17 protein-coding genes and 2 riboswitches are annotated in these 22,985 nt (G+C 46.3%); of the genes, 5 read left to right on the top strand and 12 right to left on the bottom strand.

Annotated features, from left to right (window positions below):
• Position 1: 1 nt before the first annotated feature.
• A complete protein-coding gene (locus NBH15_RS05970) occupies positions 2-1,534 on the top strand; it encodes an acyl-CoA carboxylase subunit beta (RefSeq protein WP_186958398.1) in 1,533 nt (510 codons plus the stop codon).
• Positions 1,535-1,689: 155 nt separating this feature from the next.
• A riboswitch (cobalamin riboswitch) is annotated at positions 1,690-1,886 on the top strand.
• 122 nt (positions 1,887-2,008) lie between these two features.
• A complete protein-coding gene (locus NBH15_RS05965) occupies positions 2,009-3,685 on the top strand; it encodes a putative transporter (RefSeq protein WP_250822200.1) in 1,677 nt (558 codons plus the stop codon).
• A gap of 112 nt (positions 3,686-3,797) precedes the next feature.
• Here the strand turns inward: NBH15_RS05965 and NBH15_RS05960 are convergent, their stop codons facing one another.
• Genes NBH15_RS05960 through atpD form a run of 9 tightly spaced genes read right to left on the bottom strand, consistent with a single transcriptional unit; the run spans position 3,798 to position 10,880 of the window.
• Complete coding sequence (locus NBH15_RS05960) at positions 3,798-4,655, bottom strand: F0F1 ATP synthase subunit gamma (RefSeq protein WP_250822199.1); 858 nt, start codon at positions 4,653-4,655, stop codon at positions 3,798-3,800.
• 16 nt (positions 4,656-4,671) lie between these two features.
• Complete coding sequence (gene atpA, locus NBH15_RS05955; protein ID WP_128133876.1) at positions 4,672-6,261, bottom strand: F0F1 ATP synthase subunit alpha; 1,590 nt, start codon at positions 6,259-6,261, stop codon at positions 4,672-4,674.
• Positions 6,262-6,274: 13 nt separating this feature from the next.
• Positions 6,275-6,817, bottom strand: coding sequence for a F0F1 ATP synthase subunit delta (locus tag NBH15_RS05950; RefSeq protein WP_250822198.1), 543 nt, complete (start codon positions 6,815-6,817; stop codon positions 6,275-6,277).
• A gap of 3 nt (positions 6,818-6,820) precedes the next feature.
• A complete protein-coding gene (gene atpF / locus NBH15_RS05945; RefSeq protein ID WP_007655658.1) occupies positions 6,821-7,321 on the bottom strand; it encodes a F0F1 ATP synthase subunit B in 501 nt (166 codons plus the stop codon).
• A gap of 13 nt (positions 7,322-7,334) precedes the next feature.
• The gene (gene atpE / locus NBH15_RS05940; RefSeq protein WP_007655657.1) at positions 7,335-7,589 is read right to left on the bottom strand and encodes an ATP synthase F0 subunit C; all 255 of its coding nucleotides are present in this window, start codon (positions 7,587-7,589) and stop codon (positions 7,335-7,337) included.
• A gap of 50 nt (positions 7,590-7,639) precedes the next feature.
• Positions 7,640-8,698, bottom strand: a complete 1,059-nt coding sequence (gene atpB / locus NBH15_RS05935; RefSeq protein ID WP_250822197.1) for a F0F1 ATP synthase subunit A — start codon at positions 8,696-8,698, stop codon at positions 7,640-7,642.
• Complete coding sequence (locus tag NBH15_RS05930; RefSeq protein WP_128133879.1) at positions 8,679-9,107, bottom strand: hypothetical protein; 429 nt, start codon at positions 9,105-9,107, stop codon at positions 8,679-8,681. The genes atpB and NBH15_RS05930 overlap by 20 nt, the downstream gene beginning before the upstream one ends.
• 12 nt (positions 9,108-9,119) lie before the next feature.
• Positions 9,120-9,356 carry a F0F1 ATP synthase subunit delta/epsilon gene (locus NBH15_RS05925; RefSeq protein WP_250822196.1) on the bottom strand — a complete coding sequence of 79 codons (237 nt, stop codon included), beginning with the start codon at positions 9,354-9,356 and terminating at the stop codon, positions 9,120-9,122.
• Between the two features lie 6 nt (positions 9,357-9,362).
• Positions 9,363-10,880 (bottom strand): F0F1 ATP synthase subunit beta, encoded by a 1,518-nt coding sequence (gene atpD, locus NBH15_RS05920; RefSeq protein ID WP_244050329.1) that lies wholly within the window; start codon positions 10,878-10,880, stop codon positions 9,363-9,365.
• A gap of 318 nt (positions 10,881-11,198) precedes the next feature.
• Positions 11,199-11,404: riboswitch (cobalamin riboswitch) on the top strand.
• Between the two features lie 33 nt (positions 11,405-11,437).
• On the opposite strand from atpD, the gene NBH15_RS05915 reads away from it, so the two are divergent.
• From NBH15_RS05915 to NBH15_RS05905, 3 genes are read left to right on the top strand one after another with little or no spacing between them, the layout of a single operon-like run.
• Positions 11,438-13,438 carry a TonB-dependent receptor plug domain-containing protein gene (locus NBH15_RS05915; RefSeq protein WP_250822195.1) on the top strand — a complete coding sequence of 667 codons (2,001 nt, stop codon included), beginning with the start codon at positions 11,438-11,440 and terminating at the stop codon, positions 13,436-13,438.
• Positions 13,439-13,455: 17 nt separating this feature from the next.
• Positions 13,456-14,556, top strand: coding sequence for a YncE family protein (locus NBH15_RS05910; RefSeq protein WP_244050327.1), 1,101 nt, complete (start codon positions 13,456-13,458; stop codon positions 14,554-14,556).
• 1 nt (position 14,557) lies between these two features.
• Positions 14,558-15,682, top strand: a complete 1,125-nt coding sequence (locus tag NBH15_RS05905; RefSeq protein WP_250822194.1) for an ABC transporter substrate-binding protein — start codon at positions 14,558-14,560, stop codon at positions 15,680-15,682.
• A gap of 327 nt (positions 15,683-16,009) precedes the next feature.
• On the opposite strand, the gene NBH15_RS05900 is transcribed toward NBH15_RS05905, so the two are convergent.
• The 3 genes from NBH15_RS05900 to carB all read right to left on the bottom strand — a co-directional run bounded on the left by NBH15_RS05900 (position 16,010) and on the right by carB (position 22,964).
• A complete protein-coding gene (locus NBH15_RS05900; protein WP_007655629.1) occupies positions 16,010-17,386 on the bottom strand; it encodes an NAD(P)/FAD-dependent oxidoreductase in 1,377 nt (458 codons plus the stop codon).
• A 203-nt stretch (positions 17,387-17,589) separates the two neighbouring features.
• Positions 17,590-19,659 (bottom strand): ligand-binding sensor domain-containing protein, encoded by a 2,070-nt coding sequence (locus NBH15_RS05895; RefSeq protein ID WP_128133883.1) that lies wholly within the window; start codon positions 19,657-19,659, stop codon positions 17,590-17,592.
• Positions 19,660-19,745: 86 nt separating this feature from the next.
• Positions 19,746-22,964 (bottom strand): carbamoyl-phosphate synthase (glutamine-hydrolyzing) large subunit, encoded by a 3,219-nt coding sequence (carB, locus tag NBH15_RS05890; protein WP_250822193.1) that lies wholly within the window; start codon positions 22,962-22,964, stop codon positions 19,746-19,748.
• Between the last annotated feature and the right edge of the window lie 21 nt (positions 22,965-22,985).

The following is a 22,985-nucleotide window of genomic DNA, read 5'->3' as shown; positions in this document are numbered from 1 at the left end:
AATGGGAAAAGAACATTTATATAAAACGTTTGAAGAACTGGATAAGGCTGCTTCGTTGGGAGGCGGTATGGCACGTATAGAGAAACAGCATGAAGCCGGACGTATGACTGCCCGTGAACGTATTGACATGTTACTGGATAAGGGTACATTTGTCGAACTGGATAAGTTTGTCATTCACCGTTGTACCAATTTCGGTATGGAAAAGAACAAAATAGCGGGTGACGGGATCGTTTCGGGGTATGGCAAGATAGACGGACGCCAAGTGTTTGTCTATGCTTATGACTTTACCGCTTACGGAGGAACATTGAGCGGAACGAATGCCGCGAAGATCGTCAAGGTGCAACAACTGGCATTGAAAAACGGAGCGCCGGTAATTGCCCTGAATGATTCGGGTGGTGCCCGTATTCAGGAAGGGGTCAGCAGTCTGGCCGGATATGCTTCCATTTTCTATCAGAATACGATGGCCTCGGGAGTGGTTCCGCAGATTTCTGCGATCCTCGGACCTTGTGCCGGAGGAGCCTGCTATTCGCCTGCGTTGACCGATTTTATTTTTATGGTGAAAGAAAAAAGCCATATGTTTATCACCGGTCCGGACGTGGTCAAGGCGGTTACCCATGAAGAAGTAGGAAAAGAAGAATTGGGCGGTGCTTATACACATAGTACCAAGAGCGGTGTTACTCATTTTATGTGTGATACGGAAGAAGAAACATTAATGAGTATCCGCGAATTACTCGGTTTTCTTCCGGCCAATAATATGGAAGATGCCCCACTTGTTCCTTGTACGGATGATATCCGCCGCGAAGAAGAATCGTTGCAGGAGGTGATTCCGGATGATCCGAATATTCCTTATGATATAAAAGATATTATTGAACCGGTGGTGGATAATCACTATTTCTTTGAGGTAATGCCGCATTTTGCAAAAAACATCGTAGTCGGTTTTGCCCGTTTAGGCGGACGTACGGTCGGTATCGTTGCCAACCAGCCGGCATTCCTGGCAGGTGTGCTGGATATCGATGCTTCGGATAAGGCGGCTCGTTTCATCCGTTTTTGCGATTGTTTCAATATTCCGCTGGTTACTTTTGAAGATGTACCCGGTTTTCTTCCGGGATGTACCCAGGAGCACGACGGTATTATCCGCCACGGCGCGAAGATCGTCTATGCTTATGCGGAAGCGACCGTACCTAAAATCACGTTGATTACCCGGAAAGCCTATGGCGGTGCTTATATCGTTATGTCGAGCAAACCGACCGGTGCCGATGTTAATCTGGCTTACCCAATGGCGGAGATTGCCGTTATGGGAGCAGAAGGGGCTGTTAATATCTTATATAGAAAAGCAACCGGAGAAGAGAAAGAGCGGGCTATGAAAGAGTATGCGGAAAACTTCTCTAATCCCTACCGGGCCGCTGAGCAAGGATTTATCGACGAGATTATCATGCCGCGGCAGACTCGTTTCAAGCTGATACAGGCGTTGGAGATGGCAAAGAACAAAAGCCAGAGCAATCCGCCGAAAAAACATGGCAATATGCCATTGTAACGATTTGATTTTGTTGTTAGAATTATGAATGGTAAATCCCTGTCGACCGTGAGGCTGGCAGGGATTTCTGCTTATGTCATAGTTTTATAAATAAACAGGAACGTAAAAGTTTAAAAAAACTTGTATTTATCATATTGATTTTGTCTTTTATTTTGTAGCTTTGCCTCCGAATTGGTTTCGTGTTGTCTGTTCGGATGATACGGATTAAAAGGGAATCGGGTGTAAATCCCGGACAGTCCCGCTGCTGTGAAGCTCTAATAACATCCTGAAAACAACTTATGCCACTGACATGTGTCGGGAAGGCTTCAGGATGGGAGTCAGTCAGAAGACCTGCCGTTCGTTAAAGGCTGTTTTTCCTCGTGGGTTAGGGAAATGGTTCGAAAAGAATATTAATTCTAAATTGTATGAAAATCATGGAGAAGCTTTGTTCGCGTTGTGGCGTGGAGTTTTGCTGTGCCTCAAAAGTGATTGACTATGGAATGGATTCATGAATTATTATGGGGAGAAGGTATCGGACATTCCATCCTTTTACTGTCTCTGGTTATTGCCATAGGGATCCAACTTGGGAAAATCAAAGTATTTGGGATTTCTCTGGGGATAACCCTGGTATTGTTTGTCGGCATTCTACTGGGACATTTTGGGTTTACAATCAATCCGTCTGTCATTCATTTCTTTAAAGAGTTTGGATTGATCCTGTTTGTTTATTCAGTCGGCATGCAGGTCGGACCCGGTTTTTTCTCTTCTTTTAAGAAAGGGGGGATGACTTTGAATGGTCTGGCTTGCGGAATTGTCTTTCTCGGGGTTATGATGGCCTTGGTGATACATTTTGTGACAGGAATCCCTATTCCGACGATGGTCGGTATTTTATCGGGTGCAGTGACAAATACACCGGGACTGGGGGCTGCTCAACAGGCATTTAGTGATATGACGGGGGCTTCCGATGATACGATTGCATTGGGATATGCCGTTGCTTATCCGCTGGGAGTCGTCGGTATCATCCTTTCCATGTTGTTTGTCCGGTATATTTTTCATATAAGTTTTGACCAGGAGACGAAAAAGCTGGAAGAAGAGAATAATGTGCATAATAGTGAGGCTACACCTATATCGCTGATAGTGAAGAATCCGGCTCTTTTTGGCAGGAAGATAATGGAGCTTGCCGCCCTGTTGGAGCATAGGGAATTTGTCATATCCCGTATTTGGCGTAACAAGACCAATAAAGTGGACATTGTTACCGGCAGTACGATTTTGGAAGAAGATGATAAAATATTCGTGATCACGACAGAACATGATGCGGAAACTATAAAAACCTTTATCGGTCAAGAGATAGAGATGGACCGTAAACAATGGATTCCCGCCGAAAGTGCTTTTGTCAGCCGCCGCATTTTGGTGACAAAGCCGGAACTGACGGGCACTAAACTGGGGGATTTGCAGTTACGCCGTTTGCATGGTATCAATGTCACACGTGTGAATCGTGCCGGAGTGGAACTGGTAGCAACACAAGGTTTGCAATTGCAGGTTGGCGACCGTGTAACCGTAGTTGGTAGTGAACTGGCTGTCGATAAGGTGGGTATGATATTGGGTAATTCGATGAAACGTCTGAATGAACCGAACCTGATTCCAATATTTATCGGTATCGCTTTAGGTATTATTCTGGGAAGTATTCCAATTAGTTTCCCAGGGATTCCTCAACCTATCAAGCTGGGTTTGGCAGGTGGTCCGTTGGTTGTCGCTATCCTGATCAGCCGTTTCGGATACCGTTATAAACTGGTTACTTATACTACCCAGAGTGCCAATCTGATGCTCCGGGAGATTGGTATAACCATGTTCCTTGCCTGTGTCGGGCTGAGTGCCGGGGATGGTTTTGTGGATACTATCGTGAATAAAGGCGGATTTGCCTGGATTGGTTACGGTTTTATTATAACAATGCTGCCTTTATTAGTCATCGGATTGATTGGCAGGCATTTTTTTAAACTGAATTACTATACGTTGATGGGATTGCTGGCCGGCAGTACGACGGATCCTCCCGCTTTGGCTTATGCGAATGCAACGGCGGGAAATGATGCTCCGGCAGTAGGTTATGCTACAGTTTATCCGTTGACAATGTTTTTACGTGTACTAACTGCCCAATTAATGATATTATTCTTCTATTAAGTATTAGATTTGGTTGTTAGAAATTGTTCAATAATAATTTTAAAGCCAGGAGCCCCGCCGAAGTGATTCGCCGGGGCTTCGATTTTTTATTGATTACTGATGATGTAAAAGATTATTGACCGCTTCCTCCCATAATATCCAGCAATTCATTGGTGATGGCCTGCTGGCGGTTTTTGTTGTATTGCAACGTCAGTTCCTGGATCAGGTCGTTGGCATTGTCGTTGGCTGTCTGCATGGCAAGCATGCGGGCGGCATGCTCGGAAGTGACAGTGTCGAGCAAGGTCGTGTAGATGTTCAGATGGAGCACTTTGGGGAGCAGTAAGGCAAGCAACTGTTCGGCAGACGGCTCCAGAATATAGTTGCTCGAAGCACTTTCCGGGTCTGCTTCCGGTAAGGAAACCGGAAGGAAAACCTTTTCGGTCAGTATCTGCTCCGCCATATTCTTGAAATGATGGTAGAGTAGTTCCACCCGGTCGACCTGGGTAGAGATATACAACTCCATCAGGGCAGTTGCCAGTAGCGAAGCATCCTCGTAGGCCGGTTTGTCGCCGATCGTAAGGAAGCTATCATTGGTTTGATAACCCGCTTTATGCAGTTCGTCCGCCACCTTTTTACCGACCGGATAAATGCGCACGGTTATACCGTCCGCCTCATACCGGTGGAGACGGGCTGTTAACTCTTTCCATATGTTCGCATTGAAAGCGCCACACAACCCGCTGTTGGAGGAAAAAGCGACGATAGCCACCTGTTTCACCTCACGAACAGCTGCGTAGGGCGAACTCATATCGCTTTCAGCCGACAGCGTGCCCCTTAATATGGCGCTCAGCTTACTCTCGTATTCGAGCATATGTTCGACAATCGTCTGCGTATGATGCAGTTTGGCAGAAGACACCATCCTCATGGCGGAGGTGATCTTCTGCGTGTTTCTGATCGACGCAAGACGGATTTTTATCTCTTTCAGTGATGCCATAGTCTAATTTCTGTTATCAACCTGCTTTATATGCCCCGCTGACCTGGTGGGCTGTTTCTTCCAAGATACGGCTGACTTCATCATTTATCACACCCGATTTTAATATATCGAGTACGTCTTTCTGATGATTGGTGATCAGAGTCTGTAAGAACGCATTTTCAAAATCGTGTACCTTATCCAGCGGAACCTCTTTCAGTAAACCTTTGGTGCCGCAATACAGGATAGCGATTTGCTGTTCTACAGGCATCGGGTTATACTGGGGTTGTATCAATAGTTGTGTATTTTTCTGTCCTTTGTCGATCGTGAAGGCGGTTACCGCATCCATATCGCCGCCGAATTTCGTGAATGATTCCAGTTCGCGAAACTGTGCTTGGTCGATTTTCAGCGTACCGGCCACCTTCTTCATCGCTTTCAACTGTGCGTTACCACCCACCCGGGATACGGAAATACCCACGTTGATAGCCGGACGGTTTCCCTGGTTGAACAGGTCTGTTTCCAGAAATATCTGTCCGTCGGTGATGGAAATTACGTTGGTCGGGATATAAGCCGACACATCACCCGCCTGCGTCTCGATAATCGGCAGGGCAGTGAGCGAACCGCCACCTTTTACCTTATCTTTCATGCTGTCGGGCAGGTCGTTCATCTGGCTGGCTACTTCCTGTTGGTTGATGATTTTCGCTGCACGTTCCAATAGGCGTGAATGCAGGTAGAAAATATCACCCGGATACGCCTCGCGGCCCGAAGGACGGCGAAGGATCAGGGATACCTCGCGATAAGCGACTGCCTGTTTCGACAAGTCATCATAGACAACTAACGCATGACGTCCGCTGTCGCGGAAATATTCGCCGATGGCAGCTCCGGCAAAAGGAGCGAAATATTGCATGGCAGCCGGGTCGGAAGCAGTGGCACTGACTACGATCGTGTAATCCATCGCCCCTTTTTCCTGTAAGGTGTTTACCAGAGAAGCGACTGTAGATCCTTTCTGTCCGATCGCCACATAGATACAGTAAACTGGATTGCCGGCTTCATAATTACTGCGTTGATTGATGATCGTGTCGATGGCGATCGAGGTTTTACCAGTCTGACGGTCACCGATAATCAATTCACGTTGCCCTCGTCCGATAGGGATCATGGCATCCACCGCTTTGATACCTGTCTGTAACGGTTCGTTTACCGGCTGGCGGAAAATGACACCCGGAGCTTTTCGTTCCAGCGGCATCTGGCATTTCTTTCCGACAATCTCGCCTTTACCGTCGATCGGGTTGCCCAGCGGGTCGATTACACGACCGATCATATTCTCGCTTACGTTGATGGAAGCGATGCGACGTGTACGTTTCACTGTGTCGCCCTCTTTTACCTGGTCGGTCGGGCCGAGCAATACGGCACCTACGTTATCTTCTTCCAGGTTCATCACGATGGCTTCCATTCCGTTGTCGAATTGCAACAATTCGTTGGCTTCGGCATTGTCCAGCCCGTAGATACGTGCTACACCGTCACTGACCTGAAGCACAGTGCCCACCTCTTCCAGATGGATCGTGGTGTTGATACCTTCCAGTTGTTCGCGTAAAATGGCGGAAACTTCACTTACTTTTATCTGGTCTGTCATACGTTTTTCTTTTTTAATTTTTTTCGATTAGCTGATTTCTGATTTCCCGCAGTTGCCGGGCGTAGCTGGCATCTATCCGGGTATTACCGATACGGAGCACGAAGCCACCGATCAGTTCCGGCTTGATCACTCCCATGAATTCGATGGTGTTGCCGGTCTCTTCCTTCAGCCGTTTCTTTAAATGTTCCTGTGTCGCTTCATCTACCGGAGCCGGCGTCTTGAACAACACACGGATGATCTTTTTGTCTTTCCGGTACATATGGATATAAATATATGCCATTAGCGGTAACAAGCTCTCTCTCTTGTGCTGAAGTACCAGGCGGATAAAACGGGTGAACAACTCGCATACTTCCAGGCCGGCGGCGGTAGTCAGCAACTTTACTTTCTCCTCCAGGGGAAAGATTGGGTTGTCGAGCACCGCTTTCAGTCCCGGCTCTTGCTCGAAACTGATGGTCAGCATCTTCATGTCATCATATACCCGGTCCTCCTGCCGCTTGTCTTTTGCCAGCGAAAAGAGTGCCTTGACGTACCGGGAAGAGATTGTACCTACGTCCATATCTTATGATTTACTAAACGAAACATTGTCGAGCAGCCCGTTGATGATCTTTTCCTGTTCATCGGTACGGCTGATTTTCTCTTTCATCACTTTCTCTGCAATGGCGACTGACAGGTCGGCGATTTCGGTGCGGACTTCACGGATGGCTTTGTCCTTTTCTTCACCTATCCGGCGTGTCGCTTCCTCCAGTTGCAGATGTGCCTCAGCGGATGCCTTTTGCCGGGCTGCGCTGATAATCTGTTCTTTTTCGGCCAGGGCTTGTTTCAGAATCTCATTCTGCTGCTCTCTTGCCTGGGCAAGAATCTTTTCGCTTTCGGCCTGGATGCCGGCAAGTTGTTCGTTTGCCTGGCGGGCCGATTCGAGGGAATGATCGATGTATTCTTTCCGTTGTTCCACGGCTTTGATGATTACCGGGAAACCATATTTGGAAAGAATAACAAAGACGATTCCGAAAGAAAGGATCATCCAGAATAAAAGCCCTGCGTCTGGTGTGAGCAATGACATAGTTTACTTTTATTTATTGGAACAATCCTAAGAAACATACTACGATCGCAAACAGGGCAACACCTTCTACCAATGCACCCATGATAAGCATGGACGTACGGATGTCACCGGCTGCCGACGGTTGGCGGCTGATACCTTCGACGGCACCTTTACCGATCAATCCGATACCTATACCTGCACCGATAGCAGCTAATCCTGCTCCTACTGTTGCTCCAAGTTTAGCGATGCCTGCACCGGCTGCTGCTTGTAATAAAATTGCTGATAACATAACTCTCAATCTTTAAAATTAGTAATCTTATTATTAATAAATATGTTTGTTCATTCCCGTACTTTGGCCAATCCGATATAGTTGGCCGACAACAGGGTGAATATATAGGCCTGAAGGCATGCCACCAACAGTTCGAGACAGTTCATAAACACGGTGAACAATACGGATACGATTGTCATCGTACCGTTTATGGCTGTTCCCATCGAGGCGGTGATGAATATCAGGCAAGTCAACGCCAGAATGATTGTATGTCCGGCCATGATATTGGCAAACAGACGGATCATCAGGGCGAACGGCTTGGTGAGTATGCCGAAAAATTCCACGAAGGGCATGATCGGCAACGGTAACTTTAGGAAGATAGGGGCGTTGGGCCAGAATATCTCCTTCCAGTATTCTTTGGTGGCGAACAGATTCACCGCCAGGAACGTACATAAAGCGAGCACGGCGGTAATTGTGATATTGCCGGTGATATTGGCTCCTCCCGGGAAAATCGGAATAATACCGATCAGGTTGTTTATCAGGATGAAGAAGAAGACCGTCAGCAGATAAGAAGAGAAAGGCTTATATTCTTTGCCGATTCCTTCCTTCACTACGCCGTCATGTATGAACATGACCGCCATCTCCATCAACCCGGTAAATCCTCCGGGGGCTTCATACGGATGCTTTTTATACCAGCGGGCGGTACGCAGCACGATGAAAAGCAGTAAGCCACAACTGAGAAGCAGGCCACATACGTTTTTTGTAAGCGACAAGTCCCAGGGTTTTACTTCTTCGCCTCTGCTGTTTTTCTCTACCACCTTTCCGGCATGTTTCCCTTCCTTGGCGATGTAATAGTTATGATGCACATTACCATGATGCAGGTGTGAGGAGAGGAACAAGTCCCATCCGCGTTCTTCGCTTTTCAGCAAGACGGGCAGCGGAATGGAAATCTCTTTCCCGTTCCACTCCGTGATGTGCCAGGTGTAGGCATCCTTGATGTGTGAGAATACGATATCCTGCACATCTACCTCACCTTGTTTCGCATTTGTGGAGGCGCTTACCGGAAAGCTGATGCAAACCAGTAACAAGAAAGTAAACCAAAGCAGGCCGTTATTTTTTATTCTGTTCATCTTTTTCTTTTTTCTCACTAATCATTCTCTTTTTCTCAAACAGATACAATGTATATGTTTCCAGTACAAGATAAATGAAATAGAACAACATCATCGTGAAGCCGAAGGCTTTCAGGTTCTGTCCGACCAAAGCGGCATAAAGCCACAGGAAAACCAGTGCGAGCGTGAATTTGCAAAGGCGGACTACCATATAAGTAACAACCGTGACGTCTCCGTGTTTCCGTTTGACATGATCCAGAAAATAGATCATTAACATACTGCTTAACCAGTAAAACATCGGTATCGACGGATACCACTCATAATAATGCGAAGGCCAGATGGTGTATAACAAGCCTCCCAGGGAGACGCCGATAACTACATTAATAAAGGTAGTCAAGCCCATTAGCTTCATTCTTAATCTACCGCTCATGATCGTATTTTTTTATTCGATGCATACAGACAGGATATCGCCTTTTATCTCGACGAATCCGCTCTGTATTTTTATTTCTTGTTCTTTCTTTTCATTTGTCTGGTACCGGATAACGCCTTCTTCCAAGGCAGCGATCATCGGAGCGTGATGGGGCAGGACGTCGAACGAACCTGCCGTACCCGAAAAGGATACATAATCTGTCTCTCCTTTGAATAAAACGCCACCAGGGGATATGATTTCCAGTTCCATACGTTTTTAATTTGCTTGTTCTGCCAGTTTCTTTCCTTTTTCAATCACATCTTCAATCGTTCCTACATTCAGGAAGGCCTGTTCAGGGATATCGTCGGTTTCACCGTCCATGATCATATTAAATCCGCGGATGGTGTCTTCGATAGAGACCATTACGCCCGGTACGCCGGTGAATTGTTCCGCCACGGCAAAAGGTTGCGACAGGAAACGTTGTACACGGCGGGCGCGGTTAACCGTCTGGCGGTCCTCGTCCGAAAGTTCTTCCATACCCAGGATAGAGATAATATCCTGCAACTCCTTGTTACGCTGGAGTATCTGTTTCACACGCTGTGCCGTTTCGTAATGTTCCTTGCCTACGACCAGCGGGTCGAGGATACGGGAGGTCGATTCCAGCGGGTCGACTGCCGGATAGATACCCAGTTCGGTAATCTTACGGCTCAGCACGGTGGTAGCATCCAGGTGCGTAAAGGTCGTTGCCGGTGCCGGGTCGGTCAAGTCGTCTGCCGGTACGTAAACAGCCTGTACGGAGGTAATGGAACCTTTTTTCGTAGAGGTGATACGTTCCTGCATGGCTCCCATTTCGGTAGCTAGTGTCGGCTGATAACCTACTGCCGACGGCATACGTCCCAACAGGGCGGATACTTCGGAACCGGCCTGCGTGAAACGGAAGATATTATCTATAAAGAACAGTATATCGCGAGTCTCGCCTTCCGGAGCCAGGTCGCGGAACGATTCGGCGATGGTCAGTCCTGAGAGGGCGACCGACGAACGTGCTCCCGGCGGTTCGTTCATCTGTCCGAACACCAGTGTCGCCTGCGATTTAGCCAGTTCTTCGTGGTCTATCTTCGACAGGTCCCAGTGACCGGCTTCCATACTTTCCTTAAATTCATTACCGTAACGGATTACATTCGACTGTATCATTTCGCGCAGCAGGTCGTTACCTTCACGGGTACGTTCACCCACGCCGGCGAAAACAGAAAAACCGTTATTCTTTTTGGCAATGTTATTGATCAGTTCCATGATAAGAACCGTCTTTCCGACTCCGGCGCCACCGAACAATCCGATTTTACCTCCTTTGGAATAGGGTTCCAGCAGGTCGATCACCTTGATACCGGTGTAGAGCACCTCTTTGCTAGTTGTCAGATCTTCAAACTTCGGCGGCTCACGATGGATAGGGAGAGCTCCTTTTTTATCCAGCATTTTCATCCCGTCGATCGGATCGCCTGTCACGTTCATCAAACGCCCCTTTACCTGATCGCCGACCGGCATGGTAATGGGCGAACCGCATGATACGGCTTCCATTCCTCGTTGCAGTCCGTCTGTCGTATCCATAGCGACTGTACGGACTGTGTTTTCCCCAATGTGCTGCTGAACTTCCACGATCAGTATTTTCCCATTAGGACGGGTTATCTCCATGGCGTCATGAATGCGGGGTAGCACTATTTTCTCTTCTTTTTCATTATCGAAGTGAATATCCACGACTGGACCGATAACCTGCGAAACATAACCTTTTGTTTCTCCCATACAATTCTTTTTAAACCTCGTCAATATATTTTTTCAACCGTGCAATATTACGAAAACAACCTGTCGGAAACCCGAACATATTACTTTTTTGGCTTTTTTGCATTTAGTTAAACTTTAAACTAATTTTGTAGTCATTCTGAAATGAACCAATTGTTTTGTGATATGGAACAATTTGAGGAAAAATTATGCTGTTTTTGAAGAATAAGGGTTGGTATTTTGTGTGCGGAGTGGTTTGGGGGATGGTGGTATGATCTGTTAAATTATATTGCCAAAAGTAGTATTTTAAATTATCAGGCATAGTAATTGATATTATTTGTACTTTTGTCACCGGATTATGGTGTAACGGTCTGGCTTTCGCCGGCCGTTAGTAATAGGGAATCCGGTGCAAATCCGGAACTGTACCCGTAGCTGTAAGTTCTGTAACCCCGGCAAATCTTGTTGCCACTGAGGATTTTAGGATCCTTGGGAAGGCGGCCGATCATGGGAGAACAAGTCAGAAAACCTGCCATTATTCTATTATATAATGCCTCGGGTAAGGTGTTGATGGAACTTGATATATGCGTACATTATTTATTATAGTATTTATATGCCTGGCAGGCATATTTCTGTGCGTGCCTGTTCTGCACGCACAGCAGATCGATACGACTGTTTATCACCAGCTGAAAGGTGTTGAGGTCGTGGAAAAGGCGCGTCCTTCCACAACCCGCGAGGCTACACCTTTACAAGTGATGGACCGTTCGGGTATCGAACGGCTCGGCATACAGGATTTGTCGGAGGCAGTCAAACGTTTCTCCGGTGCTACCGTGAAAGATTACGGTGGGATAGGGGGGCTGAAGACGGTTTCAGTCCGTAGCCTGGGAGCACAACATACGGCTGTCAGTTATGACGGCGTAACGATCACGGATGCCCAGAGCGGGCAGGTGGATATCAGCCGCTTCTCGTTGGATAATGTGGAGATGATCTCGCTGTCGATCGGGCAATCGGATGATATTTTCCAGACGGCACGGATGTATGCGTCGGCAGGGGCGTTGAGTGTGAAGACACGTAAACCTGTATTCGATGGAAAACCGATGAATCTTCAGGCGAAAGTCAAAGGAGGTTCTTTTGGTTTGTTCAACCCGATGCTTCGTTATGAACAGAAGATAAGTAACCGCTTTTCCGCTTCTTTGCATGCCGACTGGCTAAGTGCAAAAGGGGAATACCCTTTTACTTTGGTAAACGGAGATGTTGTAACGGAAGAAAAAAGGAAGAACAGCGATATTCAGGCACTTCGCCTGGAAGGTAATCTGTATGGCGACTTGGGTAAGGCGGGAGCATTGACCGGTAAGGTCTATTATTACGATTCCGAACGCGGACTCCCCGGTTCGGTGATATTATATAGCAGCAGTAACCGGGAACGCTTGTGGAACAATAATTTCTTTACCCAGTTGCAGTATTCCAACAAATTAACGGACAATTTATCTTTGCAGGCACATGCTAAGTATAATTACTCTTTCAGCAAATACCGTGATGTAAGTAATAAATACTCAGGAGGTAAGCAAGAGGATTTGAATACCCAGGAAGAGTATTACGGTTCGGTAGGCGTACTTTATTCACCCTGGAAGAATTTCTCAACCTCTCTTACGACTGATTTAGCCCATAATATGCTGGATAATAACTTTATGAATGCCCCGCAACCCAAGCGTTTGACTTCACTGTCGGTATTATCCGCCCAATATAAGAACTCGATGTTTACAGCAACAGCCAGTTTGCTGGGTACTTATATGACCGACAAGGTAAAGGCTGGCGATAAACCGGCTGACCGTAAACGTTTGTCTCCTGCGGTTAGCGTATCGTTGAGGCCTTTTCCCGATAATGCCTTTCGTGTACGTGCTTCTTACAAGGATATTTTCCGTGTCCCGACTTTCACCGATCTGTATTATCTCCGTATGGGGAATACGAACCTGCAACCGGAAAAGGCTACACAATATAATCTGGGGCTGACCTGGAGCGGGGAAGCTGGGAATCTCTTTCGCTATCTGAGTCTTTCGGCCGATGGTTATTATAATAAGGTGAAGGACAAGATTGTTGCTATCCCGACGATGTATATATGGAAGATGATGAATATGGGAGAAGTAGATATCAAAGGTCTGGATGTGAATTTCTCATCGGAAACACCTCTACCGGCAAAGATGACCTTACTCCTTTCTGCCACCTATAGTTTTCAGAAAGCAATCGATATAACTGATCCCGACGCAAAAAATTACAAAGATCAGATACCTTATACTCCGAAACATTCGGGAAATGCGTCGTTGACCTTGGAGAATCCGTGGGTTAACGTCTCTTATAACTTGACTGCGGCGGGTGACAGGTATGCTTTGCCTCAAAACATAGAAAGTAACCTGATTGCCGGATATGTAGAACAGGGAATATCCATTAACCGTGAGTTTGCGGTAAAAAAATGTAAGTTGCGTTTGCAGGGAGAAGTGATTAACCTGGGTGACAAAACATATGATATTATTCAATACTATCCAATGCCGGGACGTTCCTGGCGTTTGAGTGTGAGTATAGTTTATTAATGATAAATAAATAAGTGATGAAAAAGAAAAATTTGCTGTATGTATCTGCACTTTGTGCTTGTATGTCTTTCTCCTTTATGGGTTGTAGTGATGATGATGATAAACAGGAAATCCCATCTCTTCCGGAACAGATCTCTTTGAATGGAGTCTATGTGTTGAATAGTGGAAATAAAGGGAATAACAACTCTTCGTTGTCATTTTATGATTTCGAGACCAAAAAAGTAGAAGCGGATATCTTTAAGAAAGTCAACGGACGCGGATTGGGAGATACAGCCAATGATATCCTGGTTTATGGCTCAAAGGCTTATATAGCTGTCACTAATTCTAATACAATAGAGGTGACAGATTTACAAGGTAAGTCTTTGAAACAAATCGTTTCTGATGGCGATCCGTTACAGCCACGTTTCTTTTCTTGTTATAATGGAAAAGTGTATGTATCATTGTATGATGGTTATGTAGCTCGTTTGGATACAACTTCGCTTTCTGTTGAAAGTAAGGTGAAAGTAGGACGTAATCCCGAACAGATGGCTATAGCTAATAACAAATTGTATGTAGCAAACTCTGGTGGTGCGGATTTTAACACCGCTGTGGGATATGATAAAACTGTCTCTGTCGTTGACCTTCCTACTTTTAAAGAAAAGACTAAAATAGAAGTTGTTACTAATCCGGTGAATTTGCTGGCTGACAGTCAGGGTGACGTTTATCTGATTTCTATGGGTAACTATGGCGATATTCCTAATACATTTCAGAAAATTGATTCTAAAACAGATGAAGTGACAACAATAACGGAAACGAATGCGACAGAATTTGCAGCTGTAGGTGATAAACTTTATATCATTTATTCACAGTATGATGCAAACTGGAATCAGACTATTTCTTATATCTGTTATGATGCAATAAACGAAAAGGTAATCAGCACTGACTTTATCACGGATGGAACGGATATTAAAAAGCCTTATAAAATAGGTGCTGATACCCCGTCAAGCTATGTTTTTGTGACTGAATCTAATTATACTAATAATGGAGATGTGTACACATTTAATCCGGCTGGTAAGTTACAGTTTAAATTTGAAGCAGGTCTGAATCCTATTAAGGTGATTTCGGCTGGTAATAAATAAGATGAAGTTTTCTATATCCACCCTCTTTCTACTTTGCTTCACACTCAGTTGCAGTGTGAAGCAGAGTTCTTCTGAAGATCAGTCGTTTTCTTCTGATACTATCCGCTATGCCCGTGGTTTCACCATTCAGCACTTCAACAATTATACATCGGTAGAAGTCCGCGACCCTTGGGATAGTACTAGTACCCGTATCCTGCAACGTTATCTGTTGGTGGAGCGCGGTGCGTCGATGCCCGGTGATTTGCCTAAAGGGACGGTTGTGCGGACACCGGTGAAGAATATCGTGGTTTATACCTCTGTTCATGCGGCTATTATCGATCAGTTGGGGGAAGCGGATAAGGTGATCGGCGTGTGTGAACCCCGGTATATGGATACGCCTTCCATTCAGGAAGGTTTGCGTGCCGGAAAGATTGCCGATTTGGGAGAGGCGACGGCGCCGAATATCGAAAAGATTATAGATATAGGGGCAGAGATCATTATAGCTTCTCCTTTTCAGAATGCAGGATACGGACCTGCCGAGAAACTGGGTATTCCTATCATTGAGGCTGCCGATTACATGGAGTCGTTGCCGTTGGGGCGGACTGAATGGATATGTTTCTATGGCTTGTTATTCGGTAAGGAAGCGATGGCGGATTCAATCTTCCGGAAAACGGAAGACCGATATCTGGAACTGAAAGAGCTGGCAAAGACAGTCACTAACCGTCCGACCGTCATCTCCGAAAAGAAATTCGGTTCTTCCTGGTATATGCCGGCAGGCGATAGCTATGTCGCCCATCTCTACAACGATGCCGGAGCCGATTATATCTTCAAAGACCTTCCCGGAGCGGGCAGTACCCCTTTGGCTTTTGAAACCGTACTCGACAAGGCGATCCATGCCAATATGTGGCTGATCAAATATAATCAGACAAACGACATGACCTATAAAGACCTTCGTACCGAGTATACGCCCTATGAAAACTTTGATGCCTTTAAGAACCGCCGGATTTATACCTGTAATACGGGAATAGTACCCTATTACGAGGAATTTCCGATACATCCCGATTACCTCCTGAAAGACCTTGTATGGGTATTCCATCCGGAGTTATTGCCGGGTTATACGCCCCGATATTATCGGAAGATGGAGTAATCCTACTAATTATTAAGACTAAACTATGGACTAACTAATTCAAAGGTTACGACTTAGTGTTTTCAGGGTGTACACCGTAGTTGATTATGGTGTACAGGATAACTAGCCAAGGTGTACAGGGTAATCCACTAGCCTGTACACCCTGATAGTAGTGGGTAAGGACTTTCGTTCTAGTGAGTAAGGAGTTTCGACTTAATAAGTGGTAGCCTTCCTTTTAGTTGGAGGGTGGGTAGGGGATAATAAAACAAAATCCCCGGCTCAGAGATTGAGGCCGGGGATTTTCTGTAGTTTGGCATTTGAATTATAGGGAGTTGTTATTTTGGTCCGTTATGCGTAACCGTTCAGCATTCCGTAGAAATACATCGGTTTCAACATGTAAACTTTCAGTAACCAGGCCGCCCATTGTTCCTTGGATGTGTCTAGCATGCTGAACGGGAACGAGTGAACCGGCTTTTTATCATAGTCGAACTCGCACAACAGTACGTGTCCATAGTCTGTTACGATCGGGCAGGCAGCATATCCGTTGTATTTCTCAACAGGTTCTTTGCCTTCCATCAACGAGATCAGGTTTTTGGCAGCGATCGGCACTTGCATGCGTACTGCCGCAGATGTTTTACTGGTCGGTATCCCGGCAACATCTCCCAGGGAGACGATGTTCGGATAAGTTTTGTGAACCAGTGTCGCTTTATCAACCATCACCCAGGCATCGGCAGCCAGTTTGCCTTCCGTCCATCCCAGACCGGCCTCGCGAACGAAATCGGGAGCCGACATAGGCGGAGTGAAATGAAGGAAATCATAATCTTCCACGAATGGAGTATATACTTTCTCTTCTCCGACTGTTTCAACCTTTTCAAAATGTACCTGTTTGGCTGCCGTATCGACACCTTTCACGCGAACGTTGAGATTGATGGGAATATTACGTTCCTTGTAAATCTCCAGCAGACGGGGAGTATAAAACGGAATATCGTACAGCTCTTTCGCAGCCGTGAAGTAATCCAGTTTCAAATTGTCCCGTGTGCCTTGTTTGCGGCTGTAATCTTCTGTCAGCAAACAAATCTTTTTCGGTGCTCCGCCACATTTATGCTTTGTGTATGTATCTGTGTAGATACCACGGCCGCCTGTCTTTGCGAATTCCTGAAGCGCTTTCCAGGTTTTTTGTGCACCTTCGTAATCATATATACAGTGAGCATTTCCTGCTCCTAATGTATCGTGTGTAATCCCTTCCACCTTTTCCCAGTTAATCTGTATGCCTGGTGTCAGGACCAAAAAGTCATAAGCGACTTTTCCATTGTTGTTCGTTGTTACCAGGTTCATGACCGGGTCAACGGCGGCAACAGAATCTTTAATCCATTTTACGCCGTCGGGAATGCAATCTTCCTGCTTCTTCCATACTTCGTCCGGTTTATAAACACCGGAGGCGATCAATGTAAAGCCGGGTTGGTAGAACTGTCGGTCGCTGGGGTCTATCAATGTAATGTCCGGGCTATCCAACCAGTGCATCAAACGTGCAGCCATACTAATTCCGGCAGCCCCTCCACCGATTATCAGGATTTTCCCTTTTGCATTGCTAGAGAATGCATGAGCTTTTTGTGTACCCACAGCAGTTATAACTCCTGCTGCTGTTAATATTTTGAGGAAATGGCGGCGACTGATACCCTGCCTTTCCAACTCTTCCAGTTGTTCTTCCAAATCGTGCTTCATCATGTCTATAGAAATTAAGATTCAATTGCACTGGCAAAGGAAACACATTTAGAAACATAACGATTAAAAAGTACTACTACACTACTTGCGCAAATGTTTTGTATGAGAGGAAATACTACATCAAGCCTTTCTCATGTCTACTACAGTAGCGGGTAATTAATTGTATAATAGCAGTTTGGTGGAATACTGATTCTAGAAAATACTTTTTAGAAATTCATGAGGAAATCAATGAGATTCGTATCGCTGTCGAGTGACAGGCGCTTTCTTAACCGGTACCGTCGTAATTCTATCGCACGGACTGATACGTTTAACAATGATGCGATTTCTTTGGTGGAAAGATTCATGCGGAGCAGGCAACAGATACGTAAGTCGCCGGTGGTAATGTCGGAGTATTGTTGGCGTAACCGGTCAATGAAATTCTGATGGGCGCTGTTGAAATGCGTCTCAAACAACAACCAGTCCGCCTGGTCGTTCAACGATTCTTCCATCAGGTTTTTCATCCGGGTATACAGTTTGTTCGGATACCGGTCGCCCAATGTCTCTTTCTGTTGCTCCAGTTCGTCAAGCAGTTTCTGTACCGCCTGGTTTCTTTTTACCAGGGCGGAGGTTTGCAGGGTCAGTTCGTTATTCTTGTTTTGCAGCTCGGCTTCCAGCATCCGGCTTTTCATCTGCTGGATTTTCTGTTCTTCCGCCTGCCTTTTTGCATCCAGCTTGCTTTTTTCTTCCCGTTGCAGGTTTTTCAGATGGTAGCTGAGTGTGTATTTACCTATTACGGCGATGGCGATGATATAGATCAGCCATGCCCATATCGTGTTGTACCAGGCCGGGCGGACGGTGATCGGAATGGCGATTTCAAGGTACGGCCCTTTTACTACATATTTGCGGATCTTGAGTACATATTTGCCTTCCGGAAGTTGCAGGAAAGAGATCTCTCCGCCTTTTTGCCAGGGCGACCAGTTTGAAGAAACACCTTCTATCATATAACTGATCTGATGGTTCGGGGTAAAGATCGTACTTCCTACATAAACGGAAAGTTCCTGGAAATTATGGGGGAGGGTGATCTTTTCCGAATTGACCGGCAGGTTGTGTACGCCATGTTTGTCGATATACTTTATTTCGGATATTTGCAGGGGCGTGGCAGGGCCGAGGCTTCCCTCTATCAGGTCGCGTATATTGACCAGCAAGGCTCCCTGCATGGCTGAGATCAGGTGAAGCGTGTCATTCAAAGGATATATTCTCCGGTCTCTGCTCACCATATTCATATTGTAGTTATTGAGCAGAATACGGCATTTCAGTGTCCCTTTCCCGTTATCGTTATGGAACAGGCCGGCTTCGTTTTTGACACAAAGCCAATAGGTGTTATCGCCGATAGGATAAATCTGTTCGGCATGGGCAAACTCACCCAATGATTCGGTGTCGTAGAATACATTGCTGACACGGAGCGAGTCGTACACACTGTTCTGTGGCAGGAGGTGGAATGTCTCTTTCTTTATATCGACCGGCTCAAAATGATCACCGGCGTCTAATGTCCTTTTGAAATATCCGATATTTGTCTGGATATATAATGTGTCGTTGAAGAGCGTAGCATTTTTCAGTTTTCCTATCTGGCTTCGTTTCCCCAGCAAAATGATCGAGGGGTCGAAAGTGATCTGTGAGATGCCATTGTCGAAAGCCAGCCATATCTGTTGCGCATCCTGGATGCAGATGGCGCGCACGATATTGTCGGGTAATGACTGGTCGTGGGTTGACAGGTGGCGCAGGATAGTCCCTTCCGGGCTTGTTATATATAATCCGTTGTTGGTGGTGCCGATGAAATACAGGTCGTTTATAGTTGTAAAGACGGAGGGTTGTGCATGCAGTATCTCGTCGGGCAGGATAAACGGGATAGAAGCGGGCGGTTCTTTAAACTTGACTTCTGCCGGTATCGTGGAGAGCTTATGGTAACGCATAACACCTAAATGGTCGAGGGTCCATCCTCCGAAAGAACCTTCGCTGATGGTATAGATCGTGTCGTTGAGGAATGTAACGCCGTTTATAACCGATTTGTCGGGTGTCTCATAATGCTTCCAGGTGTTTCCGTCAAATGTGAGCAGTCCGGAATTATTGGCTACATAGAGCACGCCGTCGGAGGCTACCGACAGTCCCCAGTTCTGACAACTGGCTTTATAATCATCTACCGAGAAGTTTTTTACGAATAAATTAGGGACGACTACCGATGCATGCGCGACCAGGAATGTCAGCATGAATGTCAGGAACAATAACGGCAGTCTGTACATGGGCATGATTTAAAATTAAACAGGTAGAGACAAGGTAATACCCTGTCTCTACGTATTATGGTTACAAATATAATAAAAATATTTGCTTATTTGTAATCTTGCCAGTCTTTGATCTGGATATCTTTTACATCCATCGTGCAGAATGCTTCGATAAATGCACTAGCCAGACGAGCGTTGGTGATCAATGGAATGTTATGATCGATCGCAGCACGACGGATCTTGTAACCGTTGGTCAGCTCGCGTTTGCTATGGTCTTTCGGGATGTTTACAACCAGTTCGAATACGTGGTTGCTGAACATATCCATGATATTCAGGTCGCCCTGTTCATCCGGCCAGCATACGGCAGTCGCTTCGATTCCATTCTCGTTCAGGAACTTGGCGGTTCCGGCAGTACCATAGATCTTATATCCCTTTGTGCTCAGCAGGCGGCAGGGTTCCAGCAAATCTACTTTGCTCTTGGCTGCTCCCGAAGAAACCAGGATATTCTTTTTAGGAATGTTGTTGCCAACAGCGATCATGGCAGACAGCAATGCTTCGTTGAAGTCGTCGCCGATACAACCTACTTCACCGGTCGAGCTCATATCCACACCCAGTACAGGGTCGGCTTTATGCAAACGGGCGAATGAGAACTGAGATGCTTTTACACCGATCCAGTCAATATCGAAAGCGCTCTTGTCCGGTTTGGTATAAGGAGCATCCAGCATGATGCGTGTAGCCGTTTCGATAAAGTTGCGTTTCAGCACTTTGGATACGAACGGGAAGCTACGTGATGCACGCAGGTTACATTCGATTACCTTCACGTCGTTGTTCTTAGCCAGGAACTGGATATTGAACGGACCGCTGATGTTCAGCTCTTTGGCGATCATTTTGCTCACCTTCTTGATGCGGCGTGCTGTTTCGAAATAGATTTTCTGAGCCGGGAATACCAGTGTAGCGTCACCTGAGTGAACACCGGCAAACTCGATATGTTCGGAGATTGCATATTCAACCACTTCGCCGTTCATGGCTACAGCGTCGAATTCAACTTCTTTCGCTCCTTGCAGGAATTCGGATACGACAACCGGATATTCTTTGGATACCTTAGCGGCCAGATCCAGGAATTCGATCATTTGTTCCTTGTTGTGGCAAACATTCATCGCAGCCCCTGAAAGTACATATGACGGACGGATCAGGATCGGGAATCCTACCTTTTCGATAAATCCGTCGATCTCTTCCATACTGGTCAACTCTGCCCAACGCGGCTGGTCGATACCCAGTGTATCCAGCATCGCGGAGAATTTGTGACGGTTCTCAGCGCGGTCGATCGACAGCGGAGAAGTACCCAGCACCGGAACATTCTGGCGATACAGTTTCATTGCCAGGTTGTTCGGAATCTGACCTCCCACGGATACGATTACACCCTTCGGCATTTCCAGGTCCATTACATCGAGTACACGTTCGAAAGAAAGTTCGTCGAAGTACAGACGGTCGCACATATCGTAGTCGGTAGAAACCGTTTCCGGGTTATAGTTGATCATGATCGACTTGTAACCCAACTTGCGGGCTGTCTGGGCTGCATTGACCGAACACCAGTCGAACTCTACGGAAGAACCGATACGGTAAGCACCTGAACCCAGGATAACCACGCTCTTGTCGTTCTTGTAGTAAGGAATATCATGTTCGCTGCCATCGTATGTCATGTACAGGTAGTTCGTCAGTTCCGGATGTTCGGAAGCGATCGTGTTGATACGTTTTACGCTTGGCAGGACGCCCATTTTCTTACGCAGGTTACGTACACGGATGTTTTCTTTTTCCATGTTTCCTTCCGGATTCTCAACGTAACGGGCGATCTGGAAGTCAGAGAAACCTAAGCGTTTAGCTTCCTTCATCACTTCTTCGGGCAGATCTTCGATCTTATTGTATTGAGACAATACTTTCGCATAGTCTACGATATTTTTCAAACCGTTCAGGAACCACGGAGTGATCTTTGACAGTTCGTGGATACGCTCTACGGTATACCCTTCTTCCAGCGCTTTTGCTACGGCGAAGATACGCAGGTCGGTCGGGTTAGCCAAGGCGTCGTCCAGGTTGTCGAATTCCAGGTCGTTGTTTCCTACGAAACCGTGCATGCCCTGTCCGATCATACGCAGACCTTTCTGCATGATCTCTTCGAAGCTCTTACCGATCGACATGATTTCACCGACAGATTTCATGCTTGAACCGATCAGGCGGCTTACGCCAACGAACTTAGTCAAGTCCCAACGCGGGATCTTAACGATCATATAATCAACTTCCGGAGCTTTGTATGCAGAGTTCGGAGTACCCATTTCGCCGATTTCATCCAAACCATAACCCAATGCCAGTTTAGCGGCAACGAAAGCCAGAGGATAACCGCTTGCTTTGGATGCCAGTGCGGAAGAACGGCTCAGACGAGCGTTCACTTCGATCACACGATAGTCGAAAGTATCCGAGTTGAATGCGTACTGGATGTTACATTCACCTACGATACCCAGGTGGCGGATCGTCTTGATAGACAGTTCTTTCAGCAGATCCAGCTCCTTGTCGGTCAGTGAGCAGGTTGGAGCAACCACAATACTTTCACCGGTATGTACACCCAGCGGGTCGACGTTTTCCATGCTTACAACCGTGAAGCAATGGTCGTTTTTATCGCGGATTACTTCGAATTCAATTTCTTTCCAGCCTTTCAGCGATTCTTCCACCAGGATCTGTGAAGAATAAGCGAAAGCGCTTTCTGCCAGTGTACGCAGTTCTGCTTCATCCTTGCAGATACCGCTACCCATACCCCCCAGTGCATAGGCAGAACGGATCATTACCGGGAAACCGATCTTGTAAGCAGCTTTCACTGCATCTTCCATCGTTTCAACGGCCTCGCTGATCGGAGTTTTTACGTCGATTTCATTCAGTTTCTTTACAAACAGGTCGCGGTCTTCTGTGTACATGATAGCTTCAACAGAAGTTCCCAGTACCTTTACGCCATATTTGGCAAGTGTGCCGCTGGTGTATAACTGAGTACCGCAGTTCAGGGCAGTCTGGCCACCAAAAGCCAGCAGGATTCCGTCCGGTTGTTCTTTTTTGATTACTTCTTCAACAAAATACGGAGTGATAGGCAGGAAGTACACTTTGTCTGCTACCCCTTCCGATGTTTGGATAGTTGCAATGTTCGGATTCAGCAAAACGGTACTGATACCTTCTTCTTTCAGTGCCTTCAATGCTTGTGAACCGGAATAGTCAAACTCTCCGGCCTGTCCGATCTTCAGGGCACCCGAGCCCAGAACAATCACCTTTTTGATTCCAATCTTCGACATAGTAATTGGGTTGTTTTGTTT

Origin of the sequence: Parabacteroides caeci (assembly GCF_023656795.1) — a bacterium.
GTDB lineage: Bacteria > Bacteroidota > Bacteroidia > Bacteroidales > Tannerellaceae > Parabacteroides > Parabacteroides segnis.
The sequence above is the reverse complement of the archived record's forward strand: the minus strand, read 5'-3'. Positions and strand labels throughout refer to the sequence as shown.

Coding starts and splice junctions, on each gene's coding strand:
- NBH15_RS05895 (WP_128133883.1), bottom strand. CDS start 19,659: ATGTACAGACTGCCGTTATTGTTCCTGACATTCATGCTGACATTCCTG.
- atpB (WP_250822197.1), bottom strand. CDS start 8,698: ATGAACAGAATAAAAAATAACGGCCTGCTTTGGTTTACTTTCTTGTTA.
- NBH15_RS05910 (WP_244050327.1), top strand. CDS start 13,456: ATGAAAAAGAAAAATTTGCTGTATGTATCTGCACTTTGTGCTTGTATG.
- atpF (WP_007655658.1), bottom strand. CDS start 7,321: ATGTCATTGCTCACACCAGACGCAGGGCTTTTATTCTGGATGATCCTT.
- carB (WP_250822193.1), bottom strand. CDS start 22,964: ATGTCGAAGATTGGAATCAAAAAGGTGATTGTTCTGGGCTCGGGTGCC.
- atpA (WP_128133876.1), bottom strand. CDS start 6,261: ATGACAGACCAGATAAAAGTAAGTGAAGTTTCCGCCATTTTACGCGAA.
- atpD (WP_244050329.1), bottom strand. CDS start 10,880: ATGGGAGAAACAAAAGGTTATGTTTCGCAGGTTATCGGTCCAGTCGTG.
- NBH15_RS05960 (WP_250822199.1), bottom strand. CDS start 4,655: ATGGCATCACTGAAAGAGATAAAAATCCGTCTTGCGTCGATCAGAAAC.
- NBH15_RS05965 (WP_250822200.1), top strand. CDS start 2,009: ATGGAATGGATTCATGAATTATTATGGGGAGAAGGTATCGGACATTCC.
- atpE (WP_007655657.1), bottom strand. CDS start 7,589: ATGTTATCAGCAATTTTATTACAAGCAGCAGCCGGTGCAGGCATCGCT.
- NBH15_RS05970 (WP_186958398.1), top strand. CDS start 2: ATGGGAAAAGAACATTTATATAAAACGTTTGAAGAACTGGATAAGGCT.
- NBH15_RS05915 (WP_250822195.1), top strand. CDS start 11,438: ATGCGTACATTATTTATTATAGTATTTATATGCCTGGCAGGCATATTT.
- NBH15_RS05905 (WP_250822194.1), top strand. CDS start 14,558: ATGAAGTTTTCTATATCCACCCTCTTTCTACTTTGCTTCACACTCAGT.
- NBH15_RS05925 (WP_250822196.1), bottom strand. CDS start 9,356: ATGGAACTGGAAATCATATCCCCTGGTGGCGTTTTATTCAAAGGAGAG.
- NBH15_RS05930 (WP_128133879.1), bottom strand. CDS start 9,107: ATGAGCGGTAGATTAAGAATGAAGCTAATGGGCTTGACTACCTTTATT.
- NBH15_RS05900 (WP_007655629.1), bottom strand. CDS start 17,386: ATGATGAAGCACGATTTGGAAGAACAACTGGAAGAGTTGGAAAGGCAG.
- NBH15_RS05950 (WP_250822198.1), bottom strand. CDS start 6,817: ATGGACGTAGGTACAATCTCTTCCCGGTACGTCAAGGCACTCTTTTCG.